We start from the raw sequence: 22,171 nt of genomic DNA on the forward strand, positions 1-22,171 counted from the left end.
TAGCAAAAGGCACTAAACACTGATGGCAACTCAAAGCGAATACGAGTTAGAAACGCAGTTGGTGGAACAACTGGTTGGTATGCACTACGAACCAGTGAACGTTACCGACGAAGCCAGCATGAAAGCCAACCTAAAAAAACAGATTGAGATCCACAATCGGCTGGAATCTGTGCCACTAACTGACAATGAATTTAACCGTATTTTCCTGCACCTAACCAAAGGTAATGAAGTTATCGATCGCGCAAGAACACTACGCGATCGCTACCAGTTACTGCGCGAAGACGGCACAGAGAAGTGGCTCAGCTTTATTAATAAAGAGGAGTGGTGCCAGAACGAGTTTCAAGTCACCCGCCAGGTGAAGCAGTTTAATGCCGAGCAAAACAGCCGTAAGACTCGCTTTGACGTAACCCTATTAATCAACGGCTTGCCGCTCGTACAAATTGAGCTTAAACGCCGTGGTTTAGGGCTAAAAGAAGCCTTTAATCAGATTGACCGTTACCACCGCGATGCTTTCTGGGTCGGCAGCGGCCTGTTCCAGTATGTGCAAATATTTATCATCAGCAATGGCGTGGATACCAAATACTACGCCAACAACCGCGCGAATCACTTTGAACAAACTTATTTCTGGACCGATGAAAAAAATGAGCCAATAAAAGCGCTGGATAAATTCGCCGAAGCGTTCCTGAAAGTCTGCCATATCGCCAAAATGATCACCCATTACACTGTACTGAACGAAACCCGTAAGTGCCTGATGGTGATGCGCCCGTATCAGTATTACGCCTGTGAAGCGATGATTCGCCATGTTAAGGAAAGCCTGCATCTTCAGGGCAAACCACATAACGGTTATATCTGGCACACCACCGGTTCTGGTAAGACGCTGACCTCGTTTAAAGCAAGCCAGGTAATCATGGAGATGCCTGAAGTGGATCGGGTTATTTTTGTGGTCGACCGTCGTGATCTGGATTACCAGACAGCTAAAGAATTCAACAGCTTTGCCAAAGACAGCGTAGATACCACTAATAACACCAGCACGCTGATTAAGCATCTGAAAACCACCAGCAGCAAACTGACGCTGACCACTATTCAGAAATTAAATAACGCCATCACGCACGATGGCTATAAAGCACAACTGGAACACCTGCGCAAAGAGCGCATCGTGTTTATCTTTGATGAATGCCACCGCAGCCAGTTTGGCGACACCCATAAAGCAATTGTGAATTTCTTTGAAAACGCGCAGTTGTTTGGCTTCACCGGCACACCGATTTTCGCCGATAACGTCAATGTCACCAATGGCATCAAGCAGACCACAGAAATGTTGTTTGAGAAATGCCTGCACAAATACGTGATTGTCGATGCCATTCGCGACGAAAACGTACTGCGTTTTGCGGTGGAATATGTAGGCACCTACAAACGCAAAGAGAGCAGTAATGAGATTGATATCGAGGTGGAAGATATCGATACCAAAGAGGTGATGGAAAGCGACATCCGGCTGGGGAAAATCACCGACTATATTCTGGCACATCACAACGCCAAGACCCGCAACCGTGAATTTACCGCCATGTTCTGCGTCGGGTCGGTAGATATGCTGATCCGCTACTACAAACTATTTAAAGAAAAACAGGCCGCCATGGTCGCGGAAAATCCAAATTACAAACCGTTGAAAGTAGCGACCATCTTTACCTATGCCGCCAACGAAACAGACAAAAGTGATAAAGAAGCGGTTAACGGCCTGTTGGATGAAGAAGACATCAGCCTGCCGCAAGGGGCGAAGATTGACACATCCAGCCGCGACCACCTTGACAGCTTTATCAAGGATTACAACGAACTGTACAGCACCAGCTATTCAGCCAATGATTCACAAAGTTTCTATAACTATTACAAAAACATCGCTCAGCGCACCAAAGAAAAAGGCATCGATATTCTGCTGGTAGTGAACATGTTCCTTACCGGCTTTGATAGCCCAGCACTGAACACGTTGTATGTGGATAAGAACCTGCGCTTCCACGGTTTGGTGCAAGGCTTTTCACGCACCAACCGCATCCTTAACGAGAAGAAAAGCCACGGGAACATCGTCTGCTTCCGCAACCTGAAAAAGGCGACAGACGAGGCGATTGCGCTGTTTTCCAATAAAGATGCGTCTTCCGTGGTACTGGTTAAACCGTTTGAAGAATATTTGAGTGATTATCAGGATGCTGTTGACCGCCTGCTGACGTTAACGCCAACGGTTGAAAGTGTGGATAGTCTGCCGGATGAAAAAGCGCAGCTGGAATTTGTGACCGCTTTTCGCGACGTCATGCGGCTTAAAAACATTCTTGAAAGCTTTGCTGATTTCGATGATGCGGCGAAACCTTTGTCCGAGCAGATACTGGCTGATTACACCAGTAAATACCTCGATATTCATGACAAGGTGAAAAAGCATTCCACCAAAGAGAAAGTATCCATTCTTGATGATATTGATTTTGAAGTGTCACTGATCCACCGCGATGAGATTAACGTCGGCTACATTCTGAAACTATTGGCCGGTATTCAGGCCATGCCGCCGAAAGAACAGCAAGAACAGAAGAAAAAGATCATGGATATCGTCGACAGCGATGTCACGCTGCGCAGTAAACGTGAGCTGATTGAAAACTTTATTGAAGAAAACCTGCTGCACGTCACCCATGATGAAGATGTCACTCAGACATTTGAAACCTATGTTGAACGTGAAAAAAGTAAAGCCATTTCAGTACTGTGTGAAGAAGAACGACTGGATGCCATTAAGCTCACAGGACTACTGGAGAATTACATTTTCACCGATGTACTCCCGCGAGAAGATCAGGTTGCCGAAACCCTCACCTGGCAACCTAAAATTCTGGAACGTAAAACGGTGCGCACACGCGTATATGAGCGCGTACGTGGCGTGATTGATACGTTTATTGATGGAATGCGTGGGTTTTAATAGTTTCGGGCGATGAACATTGCAAAGGAATTTTCATGAACGCGATAGATGTCCAGGGTGATGAGGCTCTGGTTACACTGCTGCTGAACGCAGATAAAGGCGATATTGATCTGCTGATCGATTACATCACCAACACTGGCAAATTTGGTTTTTCAATGTCAGACAGCGTGAAGACCGTATTGCAGGACGCCAAGCGCCACGATGTGCCCGATGAAGAAACTCTGCGCCTGCTTGTGCGGGAGTTACAGCATTTTGGTGGCAATACGTTCGTGAATCTGTTTCGTCGCAACGGTGTCGGCTATAACGAAATTGTGGATGACGTTGCCAGCCATCTGAAGATTAAAGCCCCGACCTCAACCACTGTAGAAGAAAAAGAAGCGCTGATCATTGACTGTGTCTTTACCTCATCATGGAAAAAAATGTCGGATGATGAACGCAGCCAGATTCTGCGTGATATGGGTATAAGCCCATCTGTCAGCATGGATATGCCCGTCTGGCAGAGAGCAGCATTAGTTGCCAATGGTCTTGCCCAAACTACAGCAGGCAAAGCCCTGCCATTAATGGCAGGGCTTGGGATCGGCCGTGTTTTGGGAGTTCTTACGGGGCCAGTTGGTCTGGCTATTACCGGTCTGTATACAGCCTATGACATCTCAAACCCGGCATTTCGAGTGACCCTGCCCTGCGTGGTGCAGATTGCCTGGATTCGTTTAAAAAACTCCCACCAGTTCCGACTTGCCACCCAATCATCACCAGCCACGATGCCTGCTCTCACATACGATCAACGCTGGGGATTTGGGCAGGATATTAACCAACCTGCGCTTACGGTTTCGACAATTCCTCCTTCGGAACTTATCAGCACGGAAGCGATGCAGGAACAGGATATTACCGGTATTTCACGCCTGAGCCCGCTTTTACAAACGTTGCCCTCACTGGCGACCTCTGCACATGTTGCCAGCCATCAATATATGGAGGTCATTATTAATAGCCCTCTGGCGAGTGTAAAAGGTGGCCCAGGTTTTCGTGGATTCAGCCTGGGAGAAAAAGGTATTAAGGAACATGCCGTTCTGCTTAATCCTGACAAACTCAATCAACTTATTAACGCTGGTATGTTGTTGAATGTTGCTTCTGCTGTGTTGGCGCAAAAACATCTGGCAGATATCAGCAAGAAATTGACGGAAATTGTTGAGGCGGTGCGTGAGGTTTCTGCGTTCCAAAACAATGCACGTAAGTCAGAGATCATTGGAGCTATACAGTATTTGCAGCAAATTACCCCCGTGGTACTAGAGGGGCAATGCTCACCCGCAATACGCCAAAAACTGGAAGATATTGAAGTCCAGTTTTCCGCCCTGCAGGCACACTTACTGACTGATATTACTGCTGCTGGCGACAAAGTGTCGGCGCTTAAAGACCGTGGGCTCTTTGGCAGTACGGAAATTACGAACAAGATCCAAACCCAGCAAAAGATCCTTGATGAGCGAATCCATGAATGGGACCTGGCAATTAAGGTTCGTGCGCAAGCATTGCATCTTCTGACTCATGCCGAAGGTGACACAACACTCGTCAAGCACCGCCAACAAACTATTGTTAATAACTATCAGCAGTTCGAAAGCGTTATTGACAAAGTTGAGCGTCAGCTTCACCAGCGGATACAAGGCATTAGCGCATTGACGGAACAGAGCAATACTACCAATGCCAATAAAGTATTACTGAGGAAATGGACGACTACTACGTTAATGCAGCAAAAGATGGCTATTGAAGAAGCCCATTTGTCGTTCGCGCAATTCCAACAAGGATTGTTGGCTGAGCAACCGCAATCTGCACGATTACTGGTAGAAATGCAGGATGGAAAACCGGTGAAGTGTTTTGAATTGCCGGCGGTGTAAAACAACACTTCTCACTGGATAGCGGTTATCTAATGGAGTACCTACATTATGGATTTTTCTGACAACGTTTACACAAATTCGTCATCGACAACGCTAAATGAAGAACAGAGCATGGCGCTCACAGCGATGAACGAATGGTTATGTGACGGCGACTGCAAGGTCTTTGCCCTAACAGGAGCCTATGGCACAGGAAAAGCGAAGGTACTTCAGGCGCTGCTGAAGCAAATGCCAAAAACTATAACCACTCGTCGTTATTTGGCTCCTAACGCTCGAACTGCCAGACTGCACGTTACCGGTCAGATAGAAGAAGTTACCAGTATCTATACCTGGATCTACAGCCAACACCCTCAGGATATAAAAGAAGATAAGCCGTGGTACCCGATTAACTGTCAAGATCATGAAGTTTTTAACGCACCACAAGAGTCCTTGTTAGTCATTTTCGATGCACATTTGCTCGGTAATGATTTCTTTGCCTCAGATACTGCACTTTACGGTAGTGGTTATATTCTCAGCGATTTTTTGTTGCTGTTGAAAGGGAAAATGCAGGATGCTCAGCCGCAATCACTACCTAAAATTTTGTTACTTGGCGACCCTTATCAGCTAAGGCGCGGTGCCAAAGAGAAAAGTCTGCTGGAAGGCCTGATATTCCAACAGCAACAGATCCCTTTCCGTACAGTTGAGTTGAATTCACAGGATCGTGATTTTGAATCACGGAATGAACAGCTCGATTTTCAGCGCGAATTGGTTGGCCAACTCGCTGCACAAAAATTCATTCAATTACCCATCTGCCAGCAGCAAGCGCTCCGTACTATAACCAAGGGAGAGCAAACAGCTCAGATTGCCGAAGATCTTATCTCTCCGGGCAGTGAGTGCATTTATCTCTGTGCAACTAACGAACGGGCTCAAGCCGTAAATTTTGGTATCCGAAGCAGGTATTTACAGGCACGAGTGCCGGGTCATTTAGTAGAAGGGGACCGTATTGAAATTTATAACAAAACCTTTAGTTTTGATCATGATGGTGATGCGTTGAGTGGACACATGCCGCTACATGCAGGACAATTCGCAAGAGTAACTCAAGCAGCCAGAGGTTTCTTCAGTAAAAGCATTACGCTTAAAGGCCGAGATAAACCCACGACCGTTGAATTTGCCCACGTTACACTCCAAAGCAATGACACCTTCTCCACCGTACTCTACCTCCCGGAGTTTCTGACTTCGCTTAAACCTGAACTTGATACTGACAAACTGCTGGCACTACGTATTTGGGCACGAGAAGAGGCAGATGAGCAGGTTAAGGACTCGAAATCTTCCCTAGCAGGGATGGATAAAAAAAGCTCGGAATACAAGGCAGCACGCGAAGAGTATCAAAAAAAACATAGTAATTTGATTCTCAATAGTAAATTTACCTACGCCGCTCGACTTCGCTACGCCTGGGCACTCACTGTGCATAGGGCGCAGTCACATCCTCCATTTAACAGGGTGATTCTGGACGCGAGTGCTGCCCACGATACTGACAACCCGGCTACCGATAGTTATTTCCGTTGGCTTTATACCGCCACAACACGAACCATGCATACGCTGGATATACTTAACTATCCTACGCTTAACCCGCTATCAAAAACTGAATGGCATTTATCCTCTCTCAGAACAGTACCATTGGTTGTAAAGCAGCGTTTTCACTTTGCTAAAAACAGAATACCTACAGAGAGTGAATTAAATTCAGTACTACCTACTGGGTTCAACCCCGAGACACCTGCGTTATTTGCGCTGCTGTTGACGATAAGTGACGCACTTCATCATAGTGCGTGGCGTATCAGTTCAATACACCAGCATCCCTATAAAGAACGCTATTTCCTTAATAACGAATTCGGTGAAGCAACACTAGACTTCGATTATAACGGTAAATTTGAGGTAACTATTGGGAAATGTCAGGGGCTAAGTGGCAATGCTCAACTGGAACAAGAGTTAAGACAACTGCTCAATACACCAGTAGTTTGGCTCGATGATAACATCCGTATAGCTATGCATTTTATCGATACCCTAATTGCCAAAAAAGGATGGCGAATAATTGACATCGATGAGAAACCATACAAGGTGTTCGCTATTGCAGAGCATTCCGCAGGCAAATTAAAACTGGATATTAATATACCTTCTGCGAGTAGCATTTCTCGAAAAGGCGTTATCAGTAGTATTCATCTGGTCCAAGCTGATTCTGAAGATGTAAGCGCACAATTTAAGGTGGATTTCATTGATGGCTGAGCAAGTTTTTCAACAAATAAACCGTTTGAGAAAAAGTGGTGAACTGGATGCGGCCTGGGAACTGGGTTGTACAACAGTGCAACAAAACCCAAGTGATAGCTTTCTTAAAGGGGCTTTCTTCTGGGTATGTTATGCATATTTAAAAGAAGTACGGGATACTATTAAAGCGCGAGCCGCAGCAGGGAAAAGTGAGTTTACCCCTACACAACGAGAAGCTGAACGAATCGACTTTTTATTGGACTGGATAATCTGGCTTGATTTACCAGACAGTGGTTTCGAGTATCGCAGCCTGTTACTTATCTTTCAGGCTAATTTGGAGCATTTCCCCAAATTGATGCTGCTACTGACCAAACATGCGAAAACCCTATTCAGTCCGGAAGACAAACAGCCGTTTATTACGGAGAAAGGCGAATCCCCTAGCTTGATGCTGAAATTTACCCGCAAGCTTGCGAAAACCTGGAGTAGCCAGACTACATTGCGTCATCTATCTGTGGATGACCTACTCAATTTACTGACACTGACACGCCGTGAAGTTAAAGATACCCAACAACTAATCTGGCTTGATTATGACGAAGCACGATGCCTTATTGTTGCCAAACGCTACGAAGAGGCGCGAAAACGAATACTGACAGTACTGCGTAAAAAACAGAATGAAGCCTGGGCGTGGGGGGCACTAGCGGCCACTTATCGGCAGAAAGATCCTCAAGCTGCTATTACATTGTTTGCTAAAGCTTTGAGTTGTGCCCACGATGATGCTCTGGCGCTTCCGACTCTAAAGGGATTCGCTGCACTGTTAGCAGCTGAAGGTCTTCATAACGAAGCATCAATCTGTGTACAAAGGGCTGTTAATTGTTATCTGCATAACGGTTGGCAGATAAAAACTGATCTTGAACAGCTACTCAACCAACCCTGGTATAATCCCCAGGTAAATACCGAGTTACTGACCCCATTTATACTGCTGCGTTCTCAGAGTGCGACAGATTATCTTTTTGGAGAGCGTGTCCAGAAGCTAGCTTTAGTTCAGAATATCCATGCTGGGAATCGTGGATTCCATGTTTGGGTTAGCCGAAGTCAAAGCTTGTCCGTTAGAATGAAACTTTGGTCTGAGGAATGGTCACTTTCACCAGGTGATTACGTTCAATTAACTATCACCGAAGAGGATCAGTCAGTCATTGCTGTCACACCGGCTACAGCCCAACCGCTCGCTGATGCCGGTGAGATAGAAGATATACTACACGTGACAGATAAAGGTTTTGCTTTTGTCGGTGATACTTTCATCCCAAAACATCTTGTACCTGAAGGAATGGACGGCCAAAAGGTACACGTTGTACGTGTTACTGAACTAGATAAAACCAAGAATCGTTATGGTTGGCGAGCATTAAAAGTAACTTGTTCCTGATGATTCATATATCGGATGCAGACAAATCAGGCCTTTCCATCCATAAGAAAGGCCATTGTTGTAAAAAATAAATCAACCTCGGCTACAACCGAAATTACGGTCTCCATCACCGAAGATTTTTGTTCGCACCTTAGTCATATAATCTACCCTATTCATTAAGTCGTTATAAGTTTGTTCAAAGTTGTCTCTTTTACGATTGAGGAGATATTTCCCATTTGATGGGTAATGAACTAATTTTCCAGAGTCATCTATTGGAACACCAAGTGCACCATACCAAGCTGTAGTAATCATTGTTCGTAAGGTGTTACGACTCAAGTCGTAATCTCCCAGATGATAATAAGCCTCCTGATTAAAACACAATATCAGATGGTAATGTCGTTTCCCATTTGCGGTATATTCCCTGACCCATGCGTAACGTAAGGTGGAGTATCGATTATCCGGCCAATCTTTCCTTTTTGTTTTAAGGTGCTTATGGTGCTCAAGCTTTGCTTTTAATGCACTGGTAAAACGAGATATTGCACCAGAGTCTACTCTGGGTTGAAAGAATGGGTTATCCAGATTTTCCGTATTTATTGGGTCATGTAAATCAACACGTATAATCATTGTATTAGGATGCTCATTCAGTGATTCATCAATGACCTGTTTAATCCTATTCTGATACAGGGTTACATGTGAACCAAACTCACTGTCATATGTCATATATATCCTACCAAGTGATATTGGGATATTGAATGGACCGCATATATAGTACCTATCAAGATAACAACCCCTTAATGGTTATGGGCTCAGTTTATATATTTACTCTTGAATTAAATATTTATTCAGACGTACGATATCAAGATATTGATCCTGCTATGGCTATAAATACTGTCTTACCTTTCTTTGCTGCGAGTATTCTATTTTGAGAATATAGCGTATTAAGCAACTCATTTGCTTTACTACGATTCCTGAATTTATTAGGGCCGTATTGGAGCACTGTATTTTTAGTAATCCAAGATGCCTTGAGCCGAATACAATGATTTTTTATCCACCAATAAAGTTCATCAGCCTCCGAGATTGCCAGCGTGAATTCCTGGGGTTTAGAAAACAAGCGTACGTACTCGTCAACATACCAGGCAATTATCTCTACTGCGGCCTCAACTGTTAAAAGTGAGATATCCCCCTCATCACCGTTGAAATGGTGCAATAGTGCGGCTATTCTTGCCATATTTTCTGCCATTTTTGATGCATAATCTTTAAAATTTGACAGTATTCCAAGAATCCCCATTTCAGACTCAACTTTGTTAGAAAATTCAATCCAGCGTTTTTCTGCTTCTGCAGTAAATCGGAGGCAAAGACGCTCATTTTCATTATTCTTGGCAATACTTTCGTTAACGATCTCCATGATTCTTTGATGAAATATTGGTAGATGTTCAGTTGACACAACCGGGTTAGTAATTTGTCTATTACCTTGTGTTGAACCAGGATGGCAGATAAGGCATCGTGCGAAGAAACCTATCCCCTTAGCCAGATCACCTTTCCGCTCCATATAACCGTTAAAAACATCAGGCTGGACCATTAGTGACAGCGTCATTCTGGCATCTCTGATTAATTTTTCAGGCTCACTTTTCCTTTCTACAGGAAACATTGCACCATCCCACATCTTATTGATGAAAGGCAGTTCGTTCAGCGTGTAACCATTAAAAATAGTGCCAGCCTCATCAGACATAATGCCTACAGATCGCCAGTAGCCACAGAGGTAATCTTTAATGGCCGCGGGGGTGGCGTCGTTAAATATCTGCTTGAACCTCACCGGTGATTTAGGGGGCGACGCCAGCAGCGATTTAAGCTTTTCATTTGTTGCCAAATGATCTTTGTTACGTCTAATATCTGATTTGAGTTTTGACATCAGAGCTTTTTTTTCAATATTAAAAATTGCTTCATCATTTCGCCAGACAGTAAGATCATGGGTGTACTTTTCAAACAAATTTTCCTCCAGCTGATATAATGGATCCATCAGAAGTTTGTCAACCGTACTTTTTCTTTCACCAGATTCTGCCAGTGTAAGTAAAAAAAGTGATACCGGGCCACTCAGATTTTTCAGTCGGCAAACATCAATCCGGTTCTGGCAGGCAAGCGAAATAACCCCCAGTACCGATGCGGCAATCAAAGCCTGAGGAGCCTGCGTCTGCTGCTCCACTTCATAAATCGCATTTCTGATAATCTTCGGGAACACATGCACAGGGAAAAGACGGCCACACAACATAGATACCTCTCATTCAATTAACGTTTAAAACGATTTCATTCATATTGCTATTCCGCTATTAATCGCAGAAATAGCAGGATGAACACGTGTCATTCAGAAAAAAAACAACAAAATAAATGCACAAAATCTCCGGATGTCAACGTTCACTGATCCAATAGAGCAGGTCACTTAACAACCACCCACAGGATTTCAGGCCAATTGACTTACGAATCGGAAACTTACCAACATGTTCCAATTTCCACGCTGTAGAGCGGGAAATTGAGGTAATATATTGCCGCTCTTTCTCTCGCACTAATCGATCGCAAGTTTCACCATAATCTCTTAAGACTTTGATACGTTGTTCATTTGTTAACTTGAAAGGCATCATTTGAGTTTCCTTGTTGATAGCGTGAAATTATCATGCTTGAGCCAAGATACATGCACAACACTCGCGATTCTCATTAAGGAACAGAGAATCCACAGGGAAGTAAAATACATAATTATCAATCAGTTAACATGGGAACGGTTTTTCCCTTATTTAGGGATGTCTTGTTATGGCTGAGGTGTGATGTGTAACTCAAAAAAATATATGCAGACGAGATATTTGAAGGATTCATGATGGATAAGAATTGAATGTTCACTACATAAGCCACTTTCCATAAAATAAAAACTCCTTGTATCATCTGAGAATTACAGGTGTTTCGAGATGTAATCCTCAGATTAAAGAAGGCTACTGTTTAGCATCCATTTTTTTAAATTCTGTACACCATGCTTCAACTGTCTTTAAGTTAAAGGTGTAAACAACACCATGTAACTTTGCGAGGGAGTCTAAGTTATTAACAAAATCCTTTGCAGTAAAGTTGCATTCTGCATAACACTCTTTGCTCAGAAGATAAATTGCATTTAATGCTGGTGGCCTGATTTTAGTATTACTATTGTTATTTTTAAATTTTTTTTCATTATTTGATAACTGTTTTTTTAGCTCGTTATTTTCGTCTCTAAACATTTCAATGTCTTTGATAAAATTTTCTTTATCAATAATGAAGTTTTTCGTATCTTTATAATAATTTTTCACATCACCTAAAAGATTATTATTTTCCCTTCTTAACTCATTATTTATCTTCAGTAGTTCTTCAAAATTTTCTCTTGTAAAATTAGATTTATCAAACATTTTTTATCCTTATAAAATCAATAAATAGCTTACAACCACAATAAATTACGCTACACAATGAGAAATTAAATGGACTAGTCTCCCCCCAAACACCTACAATCCTAGTAGCAGCTATAAGGAAATTTTTCATGAGCAAACATACATCATCTCAAGTGACCAAAGCAAAAATCCTCCGTGCGGTTGCCAGCTCAACCGCGATAGAAACCGGCGAATCTGTGCAAAAGATTGAGCAGCAGCTCAAAAAAAATCAGGCACAAGCGAAAGCCGTCGGCCTCGCCCGTTAATCTGGCAAGATGTCGCTCACCAGTTGTATCATGGGGCTGTAGTTCCCTGATACGCCCGCCTGTATTGCCTTGAAGTAAAACGCCTTGTGCTCATCCCACAGGCTGTAATCAAGCAAGCCCTTTCCTGCCAGAACAGAAAGCACATCGCAAAGTAGCCGCGACAGACGCCCGTTACCTTCTCTGAATGGGTGGATCAAAATAAACTCAATATGGCATTCAGCCAGATAACTAACCAGCTCCAGACGATCCAAGGATTTCAGTTCACCAGACCGGGAAAGAAACTGCTTCTCGAAACCATCAAGAAGAAGCGGAATTCTGTCGGCAGCGGCAAATTGAAAACTGTCTTTAGTCAGGTTGGCATTGCGTAACCTCCCAGCCCAGTCATACACATTCCCCAACCATTGGCGATGCCACCTGCTGATGTGCTCAAATGCCAGCGCCTCAGGCGGCTGGCCTTCAATAAATAGCTGTTCATACAGCATCAGCAGCAAGCCAGACTCCAGCGCCTCCATTTCCTGTTCATCAATGATCCCCAGCTTATTGGCAAGTACCAGGTCACCAGAACCAGGCTGATAGCGCTCTTCTGCAGAATTAAGCTCATATTTTGACAAGCTCTTACCTCCGCCCAAACAAGTTCACAACGTTGTTTTCCTGCTGCCGTTGATAGTTGTTAACCCGATCTTCCCAGATCTCAAGCGCCCTGCGCTTTTCAGTTAGGTAATCATAACGGTCATAGTGTTTCGAGCTGACGTCGTTCAAAGCGTGATTCTGAATACGGTCGCGGATCTCTTTGCTGATCCCCGCCTCTCCCATCAGCGTTTTACAGGTCCGACGTAAATCTCGCGCCGTGAAAACTTTAAACTCAGGATTAAAAGCCCGGAAATACATGATAGAACGCGCCAAACTATCGGTGCGTACTGGGCGCTCACCGTTGGTAGATAGCGGGAAAATATAGGGACTGTTACTTTCCTTAGTCAGCTCTTTAACTGAAGCTAATTCCTGTAATGCCGACTCAGTCATCGGGATCAGATGCTCACGCTTGTTTTTCGATACATCAGCTATGACCAGTAACGTCTTTTGCTGCCAGTCAATCGCGCTCCACTGGCTGGCAATCATTTCAAACGGGCGCTGCCCACCAGCATAAACACAGAAGCGGATAAGGTGCTGCATCAACGGCCCAACGTTAGTTGCCTGAGCGAACTGCTCCATGACAACACGCAACTCTTCCAGCGTTAGCCATGTATCACCCACTTTTTCCGCCGAAGACTGCTTCGGTATGGCCGATACCGGGTTAACTTCAAGGCCGAACGTAATACCCACGCTGGTATTCATCGGATCGTTATCAGCTTTCAGACCATAGTTGAATGCCGCCATCAGATAAGAACGAACTCGATTCGCATGGACCACCGCATCACGCTGGATAATACCCGAGAGGATGGTTTTGATCTGCAGAGGCGTCACGTCCTTCGCTTTAGTATCACGAGGAATAACGGTGTAGCACTCTCGCTCCATGCGCTTCAATACATCAGCCCAAGTACGCTTATTGTCGAGCTTCATCTTGTTAACGTAGCCATGTACCAATTCTTCAAACGATCCTTGAGAACGATGGATCTGCATGATGTGCTGTTCGGCCAGGCGCTGTTGCTCAAGCTCTTGCTGAGGTTCTTTTCCTTCAATAAGCCAGGCACCATACTTTTTCGCCAACTCATTGGCAGTCACCAGTTTCATCTCAGGCCAGATGCCCAACTGGATGAACTTCTCTTTCTTCCCTTTCTCAACGTAATAACGGAAATAAAAAACTTTGCTGCCTGAAGGCTGAACCTTAACGCCAAGCCTGCCAGTACCACGTTGAGCACTGTTGCTCCACACGTAGTACGCCGTGCTTTTTGTCTTCAATCCACGTATAGCAGTCTCGGTAAGATTAGCGGCCATGAGTTTACCTTTCTGAGAATAAGCGTTACCTGACCCGATGCCCATTTCGGGTCAGGTAACGGGTCAGGTAAGGATAGTACAATGGGGAAATAAGAGAACCAATCAGAAACAAAAATAACCTAATAACTGATTGATTATAAACAATTAAAAATACAAACAGAGACAATGACGAACAATTAAAAACACGCCAATTTTATGACTCATAATCGCTTGGTCGCTGGTTCAAGTCCAGCAGGGGCCACCAAACAAAGCAAGGGCTGGAGAGAAATCTCCGGCCCTTTTGCTTTTCTCGGGGATATGTTGAAACGGAAGCCATAGGGATTCAGGGTTGATTTATGACCGTTTATATCATCTCATCACAATAAAAATGCATATAGACGCAGAAAAAACGTTAGTTCAGTTGGTTCACGAGTCTCTAAGCCACGCCAGCCCTGGATTTTTACAAACCAACAAACAGTAAAATGAGGTTGGTTCAGTCTGATAAATTGTTGGTTCATTACCCCCTACCCCTCAATTTAGGGCTTTAGCACTTCAATCCCCCGGCCATACTCCTGATCCCGCAAGCGACCCAGATTGCGAATGCATATTTCCTTTCTCATTCCCTTTGGCCGTTTAAAGCGGGTGGTGGTACGCATGAGTATACATACCACCCGCGATAGCCATGCGCTTACCGGCTATTGAATCGCTCGGTTTTCAAAGAAAGGCGTATTTCCGCTGCGGAATAATTCTGAGAAAAACACTGACAGGCCGCAACCCAACAGCGTTTCAGCTGTGGGATTAAAAAGGGTGGAAAAATACGTAATTAATGACTCTGGTGAGAACTCGATTTTTTACAATCAAAACTGTGCATAGAGCGAAAATAGGGAGTCACGCTGATATTTCCATTTATGGACAACTTTCTCTATATATTGATTATTTATGAGAGGGGTAGAGACCAGCCAGGAAATATTATAAAAAACCCGATCAACGTTGTTACCTTCACAACGGATTGGACGGTAATGCCACACTGCTCCCTTTTGCGCATTTGCAGCTTTAAAACTTAATAAATTTTAATAGATTTTTTGCGGATTCGCAGATCGAACTTAGGCAATCTTTCGGTTAATTCGCGGAGCATGCGCACATAAAAACCTGCATGGGCGTTTGTTACTTTCTGGTAGCGCAGGAAAATAGTTCCAGCCTCCATTAATTTACGAATTATTCAAAATAACTATCCCCCCCGCTGATTAATCAGATAAACAAATAGAGGTAACAACGGATAAATAAAAAATTACATTCTGTAAAATAAATTCGCAGTAATGTCTGGTTAATTTCTCAACTACATGGAGTTAACTGACATGGCTATCCCAGCTTATTTATTCTTAAAGGATGATGGCGGCGCGCTGATTAAAGGTTCATCTGACGTCAAGGATCGTGAGATGAGTGTGGAGGTTTTAGCTTTTGGTCATGGTTTACATCTACCAACCGATAACAATACTGGCAAGATAACCGGAACACGCGTTCACAGCGCCATCACCTTTGAGAAGGAATTTGATTCATCAAGCCCCTATTTATACAAAGCTGTGGCGAAAGGCCAGACGCTGCAGAGCGCAGAATTTAAATGGTATCGCATCAACGATGCCGGGCAGGAAGTCGAATACTTCAACATGCTGCTGGAGAACGTGAAGGTAGTATCTGTTTGCCCGGTGATGTACGACATCAAAAACCCGGCGACCGAGAAACATAATCATCTTGAAAGCGTATCCCTCCGCTATGAGCGCATTACATGGAAACATTGCGATGGGAATATTCAATTTACTGATGCCTGGAATGAAAGATGATTAGATGTACGTTTCACCTGAATAGCGGTCAGCTATCCAATCTTAGCTGCCCCGGCATTGGATTCTTCCCGGCCTATTCTGGCAATAAAGGTGCAATGAGAAATAATCCAGATGATAGTGGCATTCAGGATGTTGGCCCATTGCCCCCAGGTAAATACTATATAGTGACAAGACCAGGAAGTGGGTTTAAACATATTGTTAAAGATGCCGCCTACTCCATTTTTTCTGGCTCAAATCACTTCACATGGTTTGCTCTGTACAGGGAAGATTCAAACATAGATGACCTTACGTTTATTGGCTGCGTGGAAAGGGGTAATTTTAGGCTGCATCCTGCTGGATATAAAGGCATTAGTAATGGCTGTATAACGTTTATCAGTAAGGATGATTTTAATATTTTCAGAGAGGCATTGCTGAGGACACCAACTTTTAAAGTCTCCAGTCAACTTGAGGCTTTTGGAACGGTGCAAGTATACTGATGAATACTAAAAAACTCCTGATAATGTGGCACCTCTTTGCATTCACATATCTCCTGATATTTATATTACTGATTGGAGCATTTCCTGAAATAGAAACGTTTTCTTACCTTACAAAAAAATACGGTTTCATTGATATTGAAAATTGGGACTTCTACTATCTTTTGTTTATCGCCCTGACGGCACTTATCGTTAATAATTTTTTTATTATTTTTTCAATGAAATTTATTAAAAGATTTAATAAAAACAGGAAGTAGAATGAACATTTACTTTGCTGTAATTATTTTAGCGTTTTCCCTGGCGACATCTTCAACAGCTTTAGCTGACCGGGAACAAGCCGCAACGAATGCTCAGGAAATGGCAGATGCCCAGCAAAGGCAAGCTGACGCAGCAGATAACGCCGCATGGGATGCCGAAATGCGTGCGGTTAAGAACCCAACCACCACCAATATGATGGAGTCATGGGATCGGGAAGATACTGCAGATGCTGCTCGGGATTCCGCAGATGCAGCCCAGACTATGGCGGATGATTTGAGCGATGAGTGACAGCAAAACCGTAATAGTGGCAATGTAAAGCACCATTCCGCTTTCAAGCCTTAATATCAAAGCGTTCGTCACAATACAGGTGTACTGATGAAACCAGCCACACATATTTTTTTATGGCTTTCTGAATTACTCGCCCTAACAGGGATTTACACCCTGCTTTGTTATTTTATTCCTGATGAAGAGTTTTTAGCATGGTATGAGGAAAACTTTGGATTCATGCAGGAAGCTAACTGGAATGACTGGTTTTCACTGATTCTCTATTTTCTGGCTATCGCCGTCACCACGTTTGCGATCTGGTTTATTGCCTCAGCCAGACAAAGGAAGTCGAATAAATCGCAGGATAAAAATATATGAAAATGAATTTGAGAAAAACATCACTATTTATCGCAATATTATTCCTGGCTGGTGGCGCTTATGCTGCTGATTGTTCAACGGTGGAAGAAATGGACGCCGCCGATACGGCCATCGCATCGATACAGAACTGGCAGGGCGTAAATTGGTTTTCCAAAAATTTCAGGCAGTGCGATGGCCGCTACATAGCGGAGGGGGCTTCTAGCGTAGTTGTCAGGCTGCTGGTGGATAACTGGAAGTCCACTGGACAACTGGGGGTAATGACGACCTAACAAGCGCAATAGCGTCTGGACGCTATCAGGAAAACAGACACAGGATGCCGGAAAACCGCTTCCTTCTACGCATTCAACTCAGGAATCTTGTTTTCCGGCAGCAGCAAAAAGACGGAAGTTAACGAGCAGGAATTCGGGCAATCACTTTAATTTCGAAATCAAACCCTGCAAGCCAGGTCACGCCCACGGCGGTCCAGTTTGGGTAAGGGGGATGCGGGAAAATAGTCTGTTTTACCTGCATGATCGTTGAAAATTGATTTTCCGGATCGGTATGAAAAGTTGTGACGTCAATCAGATCGTCAAATGTACAACCCGCTGCAGCAAGCGTCGCTTTCAGGTTATCAAACGCCAGCTGCACCTGAGCGGCAAAATCTGGCTCTGGCGTGCCATCGTCTCGGCTACCAACCTGGCCGGAAACAAACAGCAAATCACCAGAACGAATCGCGGCAGAATAACCGTGCTCTTCATAGAGAGCGTGTCGGCTGGCAGGGAAAATCGGTTCGCGCTTAATCATAGGGTATCCTGTACTTTGCTAATGTGAGAAAACGTCAGCGCAGCACGGATAGATGATTTAATATACGCTGCGTATGTTGAATTAATAACACATACGCGTCGTATGTCAAATGTAGATGGAGAAGGTATGGTGACTAAACGTCGTACTGAAACGATGGAAGAGAACCGCGCAAAGTTAGTCATGGCCGCGCGAAAAGCCTTTGCTGAAAGAGGTTTTGCCGCGTCATCCATGGATGATTTAACGGCCCGCGTGGGCCTGACACGCGGAGCCCTCTATCACAATTTTGGCGATAAAAAGGGATTACTGGCCGCGGTTGTTGCCCAGATGGACGGTGAGATGGCGCAACGTGCCAAAGCGGACGCCGCGCATGCCAGCGATGACTGGGAACGACTACTGGCTGAAGGCGTCGCCTATATCAAGATGGCATTAGACCCCGAAGTGCGCCGTATCGTGTTGCTTGACGGCCCGGCCTTTCTCGGTGATCCCGCTCAGTGGCCCAGCCAGAATAATTGTCTTGAATCCACCCGTCACACCGTAAAAAAAATGCTCGAACGCGGTGTTCTAAAAGCGGTGGATGCAGAGGCTGCAGCCCATATGTTAAACAGTGCCGCGATGAATGCCGCACTTTGGGTCGCGGCGAGCAGCGATCCTGAGAAGGCACTCCCGAACATTATCGAGGTGTTTACCCAGTTGGCAAGCGGCTTGCGCAAGCATCCCCAAGCACAATGAATATGCGTCTTTACAGCGCCAGCAAAGCCTCGGGGCGCAACATCGCCAAAAAATTTGGAATGCATTGCATCAGATGACAACGTCTTCGTATCCCTACACGCTCCACGATCTTCTCTGTCTTCGTCAATTCAATGAGACACACGGCGCTTTGCACGCAGAAGCCAGTGATAAAGCGATTGTCGAATGGGCGGAGCGACAGGTTATGCAGGGCAACGAGTCTGAAGCATTGCTGATTCTTGCCTCGTTAAATCTCGATACGCATCCCAATGCAGATGAAGTCAGAATGTATCTCGACCGTTATCTGCATGAATCCGGTCAGTCGTTGCCGGATGCAAAAATCAGCGCGTTGATTTGGCTTAAAATACAGCTGTGGAATATTATTCAGTGTGAAAACGCCAAAAAAGCGGAAACCGCATTATATGATTTCGCCATCGCGTATCTGGATTTCCCGCCACCGTTTTTCACCAGAACATGCCGCTATTTCAATGAGTTTTATTACCGTCTCTTTGACGATCTCGGCGGAGAATATCAAACGCTAGCCTCAGAAATGAGCGACTCCGCGTTGCTGTCTTATATCAAAAACCATACAACACCCTTTTATCGCGTGCTGTCAGATAACGAGTGGTTGGATTTTCTTACGACAGAATAAGACGGAAGCCACAGCCCTCTTAAGTTACCGCGCGCAGTTTCGCATGGTCCTTTCGTCACAGACTGGGTTTTATTCAGAAGGGAAAGTGGACGCTATACAGCGTCCAGGTTGATCACGTTGGGTGATGTTTCAGCTCACACCAGCGCGCGCAGTTGCTCACGCATATAGGCAGAAAAATATTCAGGGTTTTTGATAACGATGTGGCTACCGGACTTAATTTTTTCGGCCCAGCCCGCCACCTTCTCAGTAAAACCGGTATCCCATCCCTCCTGGACGCCGCGGGCTGTGACATCGTCAGCGCTCGCCGGGACACCTATCTCTTTCAAATACTTGAACATCCCCTTCGCGGTGCTTTCATCCATTGACTGTGGCGCTGATGCGGAGGTATCCATCCCACCAATGAAATCCAATGCTTTATCAATTACTGCAGGCATAGTCTTATCCTTAAAATTAACCACGTAACGAATAAGCTTCTTGTATGGCCCAAATTGGCTTTCAATACCAGGAGATCGCTAACACTTTTACATTTAGGGTCAGAAAGGGTGACCTGTTATACCCTCATAACAAGCCACTGGAAGGTGACAGCCAGGCCGGGCAATTGCCCCATCCTGTGGTAAGTGCGCCACCAAAGACAAAACCCACTTCAAAACTAAAGAAATCCCCCATCGCGCCGATCATCATCCGTGTGTATTATTTCCTGTAGCTGTGACAACAACTAACCTTAACTCAAATACTTAAGCGCCAAAGCGAAAGGCATCATGAGCACACCAATCAAACGGCTAGAAATCATTAAAAATGCCATTGAACTGGAAGATGACGACATCATCCTGAGCCAGCTGGCACGACTGAGAAGCGAAGCGTTTGATGACGAGCTGTTGTCGATCGTCACGGCGCTTGAGAATCAAAACTATACCGCGGCAATGGCCGCGATCACCGCGTGGTTGCAGAGCCAGCGGGCGATGACGCAGTGGCGCGATCCGCAGGTTGCTGCGAGCAAGCTTGAGCTCAAAGCGCTGGAAGAGCGTCTGCGCGATCTGATTGACCGTCGCAACGCACGCGTTCAGCAGTTGGATGAGTTCAACGATCTCTATTTCTCCCGTCTCGGCCCGCTGATGTCGCAAATCCTTCAGCTGCGTAAAACCCTCGCGGAGCTGAATCTACGCCGTCAGCAAGCGGAAGCGCGCCGTCGCGAAGAGGATTATCGTCGCTGTCAGCAATATATGTCGCAGGCCGTCGACGTGCTTTCGACGCTGACACAGCGCTGGCGTGAGCTGCCTGCCGATTCCGTTCAGGCCGCCGAGACGCGTAAACTCTTGCAGCAGCAAAGCGACCTGATTGCCAATTTGCTGGCTGAGGCGCAAGAGCTTGAGAGGGGCTTAACGCGTGAAGAGGAAGAGGAGCCGGCGCGTCAGGCACGCGACGAGGCCAACGAAGAGTACGAAAAATACCGCGAGCAACATCACGACGCAGAAGTGCGTATGCGCAAAGGCAAAGCGTTGTCGGAAGAGGATCAGAACGAGCTAAAACGGCTCTGGCGTCAGGCAAGCAAGCTCTGCCACCCGGACCTGGTGGCGGACGATCTGAAAGACGAAGCCAATACCATGATGGTGCAGCTCAATCAGGCCAAACAGCGCGGAGATGTCAAAGCGATTCGCTCACTGGTCGCGCGCCTGCAACAGGGCTTTGAACCGATAATGGCCAGCGACAGGTTGAACGATCTGGAGCGCATTCGCAAAAAGATGGCGCAGGTTCGCGAGCAAATCGACACGCTGGTCAGCGAGCTGGCCGAGCTGGAAAAAGAAGAGTCCTGGCTGCTGGTCTCCACGCTGAACAATATGGAATCCTATTTTACCCAGCAGGAAAAGGCGCTGCGCGAAGTCCGCACAGCGCTCGAGCATCAGGTCAATGAAGCGCAGCTGGATTCCGCAGCCTAGCTACTTAGCGTGCCAGTACGCGCTGGCACGCACCAGCTGCTGATCAATCGCGTCGGTTTCAAACTGGCGGCTCAGGTTTTTCACCACCTTCCCTTCCCCGGTCAGCCAGATAAAGTAATCCGCTGCTGGCACGCTCAGCGCCGCCAGCCGATCAGCCACTGCCTGCTCGCTGTGACCCACAATCCAGGTAATCTCAAACTCGTTCAGGTGCGCCAGATAGTCTTTGTAAGACGCATCACCCACGGTGACGACGGCATGAACTTCCGGACGATTCGGCAGCTTCGCAATCGCTTCAAGACGGCGGCGCAGAGCCGGCATTCCTGATTCATCGCACACGTACAGTTGCCATGCGTAATCCTCCGGCACCACCAGAGAGCCGCGCGGGCCACCGATGGTGAGCTTATCGCCCTCTTTCGCCTGCACAGCCCAGTTGCTCGCCAGACCATCCTCGTGAACAAAGAAATCCAGCGCCAGCTCGTGACGCACGTCATCGTACAGCGGAGTGTAGTCGCGCGCCTGCGGGCGTACGCCGTCACCCCAGTTGATACCTTCGTCGGTCACCACGGGCGGCGAAAACGTCGTACCCGGCGCCGGGAAAAAGACTTTGGTGTGGTCGTCAAAACCCCGGGAGCTGAAGCCTGCCAGAGCCTCGCCGCCTAAGACAATGCGCTGGAAACCAGGACTGACACGCTCTACGCGCAGCACGTTCAGCTCGCGAAAGCGCAGTTCATTACGGACACGTTGTGGGTAGCGGGTGGATGTCATTTCTCTGCCTTCGAATGTGAATACGATATATCTA

22 protein-coding genes are annotated in these 22,171 nt (G+C 45.7%); 13 read left to right on the forward strand and 9 right to left on the reverse strand.

Annotated elements, in window-relative coordinates:
* The first annotated feature begins 22 nt into the window (after positions 1-22).
* From I6L74_RS05150 to I6L74_RS05165, 4 genes are read left to right on the forward strand one after another with little or no spacing between them, the layout of a single operon-like run.
* On the forward strand, positions 23-2,938 hold the full coding sequence (locus I6L74_RS05150) for a type I restriction endonuclease subunit R (RefSeq protein ID WP_059177441.1): 2,916 nt from the start codon (positions 23-25) through the stop codon (positions 2,936-2,938).
* A gap of 35 nt (positions 2,939-2,973) precedes the next feature.
* The gene (locus I6L74_RS05155) at positions 2,974-4,821 is read left to right on the forward strand and encodes a YaaW family protein (RefSeq protein WP_059177440.1); all 1,848 of its coding nucleotides are present in this window, start codon (positions 2,974-2,976) and stop codon (positions 4,819-4,821) included.
* A 48-nt stretch (positions 4,822-4,869) separates the two neighbouring features.
* Positions 4,870-7,077, forward strand: a complete 2,208-nt coding sequence (locus I6L74_RS05160) for a hypothetical protein (RefSeq protein ID WP_059177439.1) — start codon at positions 4,870-4,872, stop codon at positions 7,075-7,077.
* Positions 7,070-8,476 carry a DUF7017 domain-containing protein gene (locus I6L74_RS05165; RefSeq protein WP_059177438.1) on the forward strand — a complete coding sequence of 469 codons (1,407 nt, stop codon included), beginning with the start codon at positions 7,070-7,072 and terminating at the stop codon, positions 8,474-8,476. The genes I6L74_RS05160 and I6L74_RS05165 overlap by 8 nt, the downstream gene beginning before the upstream one ends.
* 72 nt (positions 8,477-8,548) lie before the next feature.
* Here I6L74_RS05165 and I6L74_RS05170 read toward each other — a convergent pair whose 3' ends face one another.
* From I6L74_RS05170 to I6L74_RS05185, 4 genes are all read right to left on the reverse strand, one after another.
* Complete coding sequence (locus tag I6L74_RS05170) at positions 8,549-9,175, reverse strand: inovirus Gp2 family protein (protein WP_072241720.1); 627 nt, start codon at positions 9,173-9,175, stop codon at positions 8,549-8,551.
* 136 nt (positions 9,176-9,311) lie between these two features.
* Positions 9,312-10,721: a YfjI family protein gene (locus tag I6L74_RS05175; RefSeq protein WP_059177437.1), complete on the reverse strand. Its 1,410-nt coding sequence runs from the start codon at positions 10,719-10,721 to the stop codon at positions 9,312-9,314.
* A gap of 136 nt (positions 10,722-10,857) precedes the next feature.
* On the reverse strand, positions 10,858-11,085 hold the full coding sequence (locus tag I6L74_RS05180; protein ID WP_059178020.1) for a helix-turn-helix transcriptional regulator: 228 nt from the start codon (positions 11,083-11,085) through the stop codon (positions 10,858-10,860).
* Positions 11,086-11,430: 345 nt separating this feature from the next.
* Positions 11,431-11,871: a hypothetical protein gene (locus tag I6L74_RS05185; RefSeq protein ID WP_059177436.1), complete on the reverse strand. Its 441-nt coding sequence runs from the start codon at positions 11,869-11,871 to the stop codon at positions 11,431-11,433.
* Positions 11,872-11,999: 128 nt separating this feature from the next.
* Between I6L74_RS05185 and I6L74_RS05190 the strand changes: the two genes are divergently transcribed.
* Positions 12,000-12,155: a hypothetical protein gene (locus I6L74_RS05190; protein ID WP_096759548.1), complete on the forward strand. Its 156-nt coding sequence runs from the start codon at positions 12,000-12,002 to the stop codon at positions 12,153-12,155.
* On the opposite strand, the gene I6L74_RS05195 is transcribed toward I6L74_RS05190, so the two are convergent.
* Together I6L74_RS05195 and I6L74_RS05200 are read right to left on the reverse strand one after the other, a co-directional pair.
* Positions 12,152-12,766, reverse strand: coding sequence for a Fic/DOC family protein (locus tag I6L74_RS05195; protein WP_059178019.1), 615 nt, complete (start codon positions 12,764-12,766; stop codon positions 12,152-12,154). The genes I6L74_RS05190 and I6L74_RS05195 overlap by 4 nt on opposite strands.
* A gap of 4 nt (positions 12,767-12,770) precedes the next feature.
* Positions 12,771-14,087 carry a tyrosine-type recombinase/integrase gene (locus I6L74_RS05200; protein WP_059177435.1) on the reverse strand — a complete coding sequence of 439 codons (1,317 nt, stop codon included), beginning with the start codon at positions 14,085-14,087 and terminating at the stop codon, positions 12,771-12,773.
* Positions 14,088-15,421: 1,334 nt separating this feature from the next.
* On the opposite strand from I6L74_RS05200, the gene I6L74_RS05205 reads away from it, so the two are divergent.
* The 5 genes from I6L74_RS05205 to I6L74_RS05225 all read left to right on the forward strand — a co-directional run bounded on the left by I6L74_RS05205 (position 15,422) and on the right by I6L74_RS05225 (position 17,546).
* Entirely contained in the window at positions 15,422-15,904 is a 483-nt protein-coding gene (locus I6L74_RS05205; protein WP_059177434.1) for an Hcp family type VI secretion system effector, read from the forward strand.
* Positions 15,901-16,380, forward strand: a complete 480-nt coding sequence (locus tag I6L74_RS05210) for a DUF2778 domain-containing protein (protein WP_059177433.1) — start codon at positions 15,901-15,903, stop codon at positions 16,378-16,380. Before I6L74_RS05205 ends, I6L74_RS05210 begins: the two co-directional genes overlap by 4 nt.
* 255 nt (positions 16,381-16,635) lie before the next feature.
* The gene (locus tag I6L74_RS05215) at positions 16,636-16,923 is read left to right on the forward strand and encodes a hypothetical protein (protein WP_059177431.1); all 288 of its coding nucleotides are present in this window, start codon (positions 16,636-16,638) and stop codon (positions 16,921-16,923) included.
* An 87-nt stretch (positions 16,924-17,010) separates the two neighbouring features.
* On the forward strand, positions 17,011-17,277 hold the full coding sequence (locus I6L74_RS05220) for a hypothetical protein (RefSeq protein WP_059177430.1): 267 nt from the start codon (positions 17,011-17,013) through the stop codon (positions 17,275-17,277).
* A complete protein-coding gene (locus I6L74_RS05225) occupies positions 17,274-17,546 on the forward strand; it encodes a hypothetical protein (protein WP_059177429.1) in 273 nt (90 codons plus the stop codon). The genes I6L74_RS05220 and I6L74_RS05225 overlap by 4 nt, the downstream gene beginning before the upstream one ends.
* A gap of 118 nt (positions 17,547-17,664) precedes the next feature.
* On the opposite strand, the gene I6L74_RS05230 is transcribed toward I6L74_RS05225, so the two are convergent.
* Positions 17,665-18,060, reverse strand: coding sequence for a RidA family protein (locus I6L74_RS05230; protein WP_059177428.1), 396 nt, complete (start codon positions 18,058-18,060; stop codon positions 17,665-17,667).
* A gap of 126 nt (positions 18,061-18,186) precedes the next feature.
* On the opposite strand from I6L74_RS05230, the gene I6L74_RS05235 reads away from it, so the two are divergent.
* Positions 18,187-18,789, forward strand: a complete 603-nt coding sequence (locus I6L74_RS05235) for a TetR/AcrR family transcriptional regulator (protein ID WP_059177427.1) — start codon at positions 18,187-18,189, stop codon at positions 18,787-18,789.
* A gap of 73 nt (positions 18,790-18,862) precedes the next feature.
* On the forward strand, positions 18,863-19,438 hold the full coding sequence (locus I6L74_RS05240) for a hypothetical protein (protein ID WP_128131083.1): 576 nt from the start codon (positions 18,863-18,865) through the stop codon (positions 19,436-19,438).
* Between the two features lie 134 nt (positions 19,439-19,572).
* Here the strand turns inward: I6L74_RS05240 and I6L74_RS05245 are convergent, their stop codons facing one another.
* Positions 19,573-19,872, reverse strand: a complete 300-nt coding sequence (locus I6L74_RS05245; protein WP_059177425.1) for a DUF1889 family protein — start codon at positions 19,870-19,872, stop codon at positions 19,573-19,575.
* Between the two features lie 324 nt (positions 19,873-20,196).
* Here I6L74_RS05245 and I6L74_RS05250 point away from each other — a divergent pair, with 324 nt between their 5' ends.
* Positions 20,197-21,372 carry a hypothetical protein gene (locus tag I6L74_RS05250; RefSeq protein ID WP_059177423.1) on the forward strand — a complete coding sequence of 392 codons (1,176 nt, stop codon included), beginning with the start codon at positions 20,197-20,199 and terminating at the stop codon, positions 21,370-21,372.
* On the opposite strand, the gene I6L74_RS05255 is transcribed toward I6L74_RS05250, so the two are convergent.
* On the reverse strand, positions 21,373-22,137 hold the full coding sequence (locus I6L74_RS05255) for a siderophore-interacting protein (protein ID WP_059177422.1): 765 nt from the start codon (positions 22,135-22,137) through the stop codon (positions 21,373-21,375).
* Between the last annotated feature and the right edge of the window lie 34 nt (positions 22,138-22,171).

It is taken from the genome of Lelliottia amnigena (genome assembly GCF_019047465.1).
Taxonomy (GTDB): domain Bacteria; phylum Pseudomonadota; class Gammaproteobacteria; order Enterobacterales; family Enterobacteriaceae; genus Enterobacter; species Enterobacter amnigenus.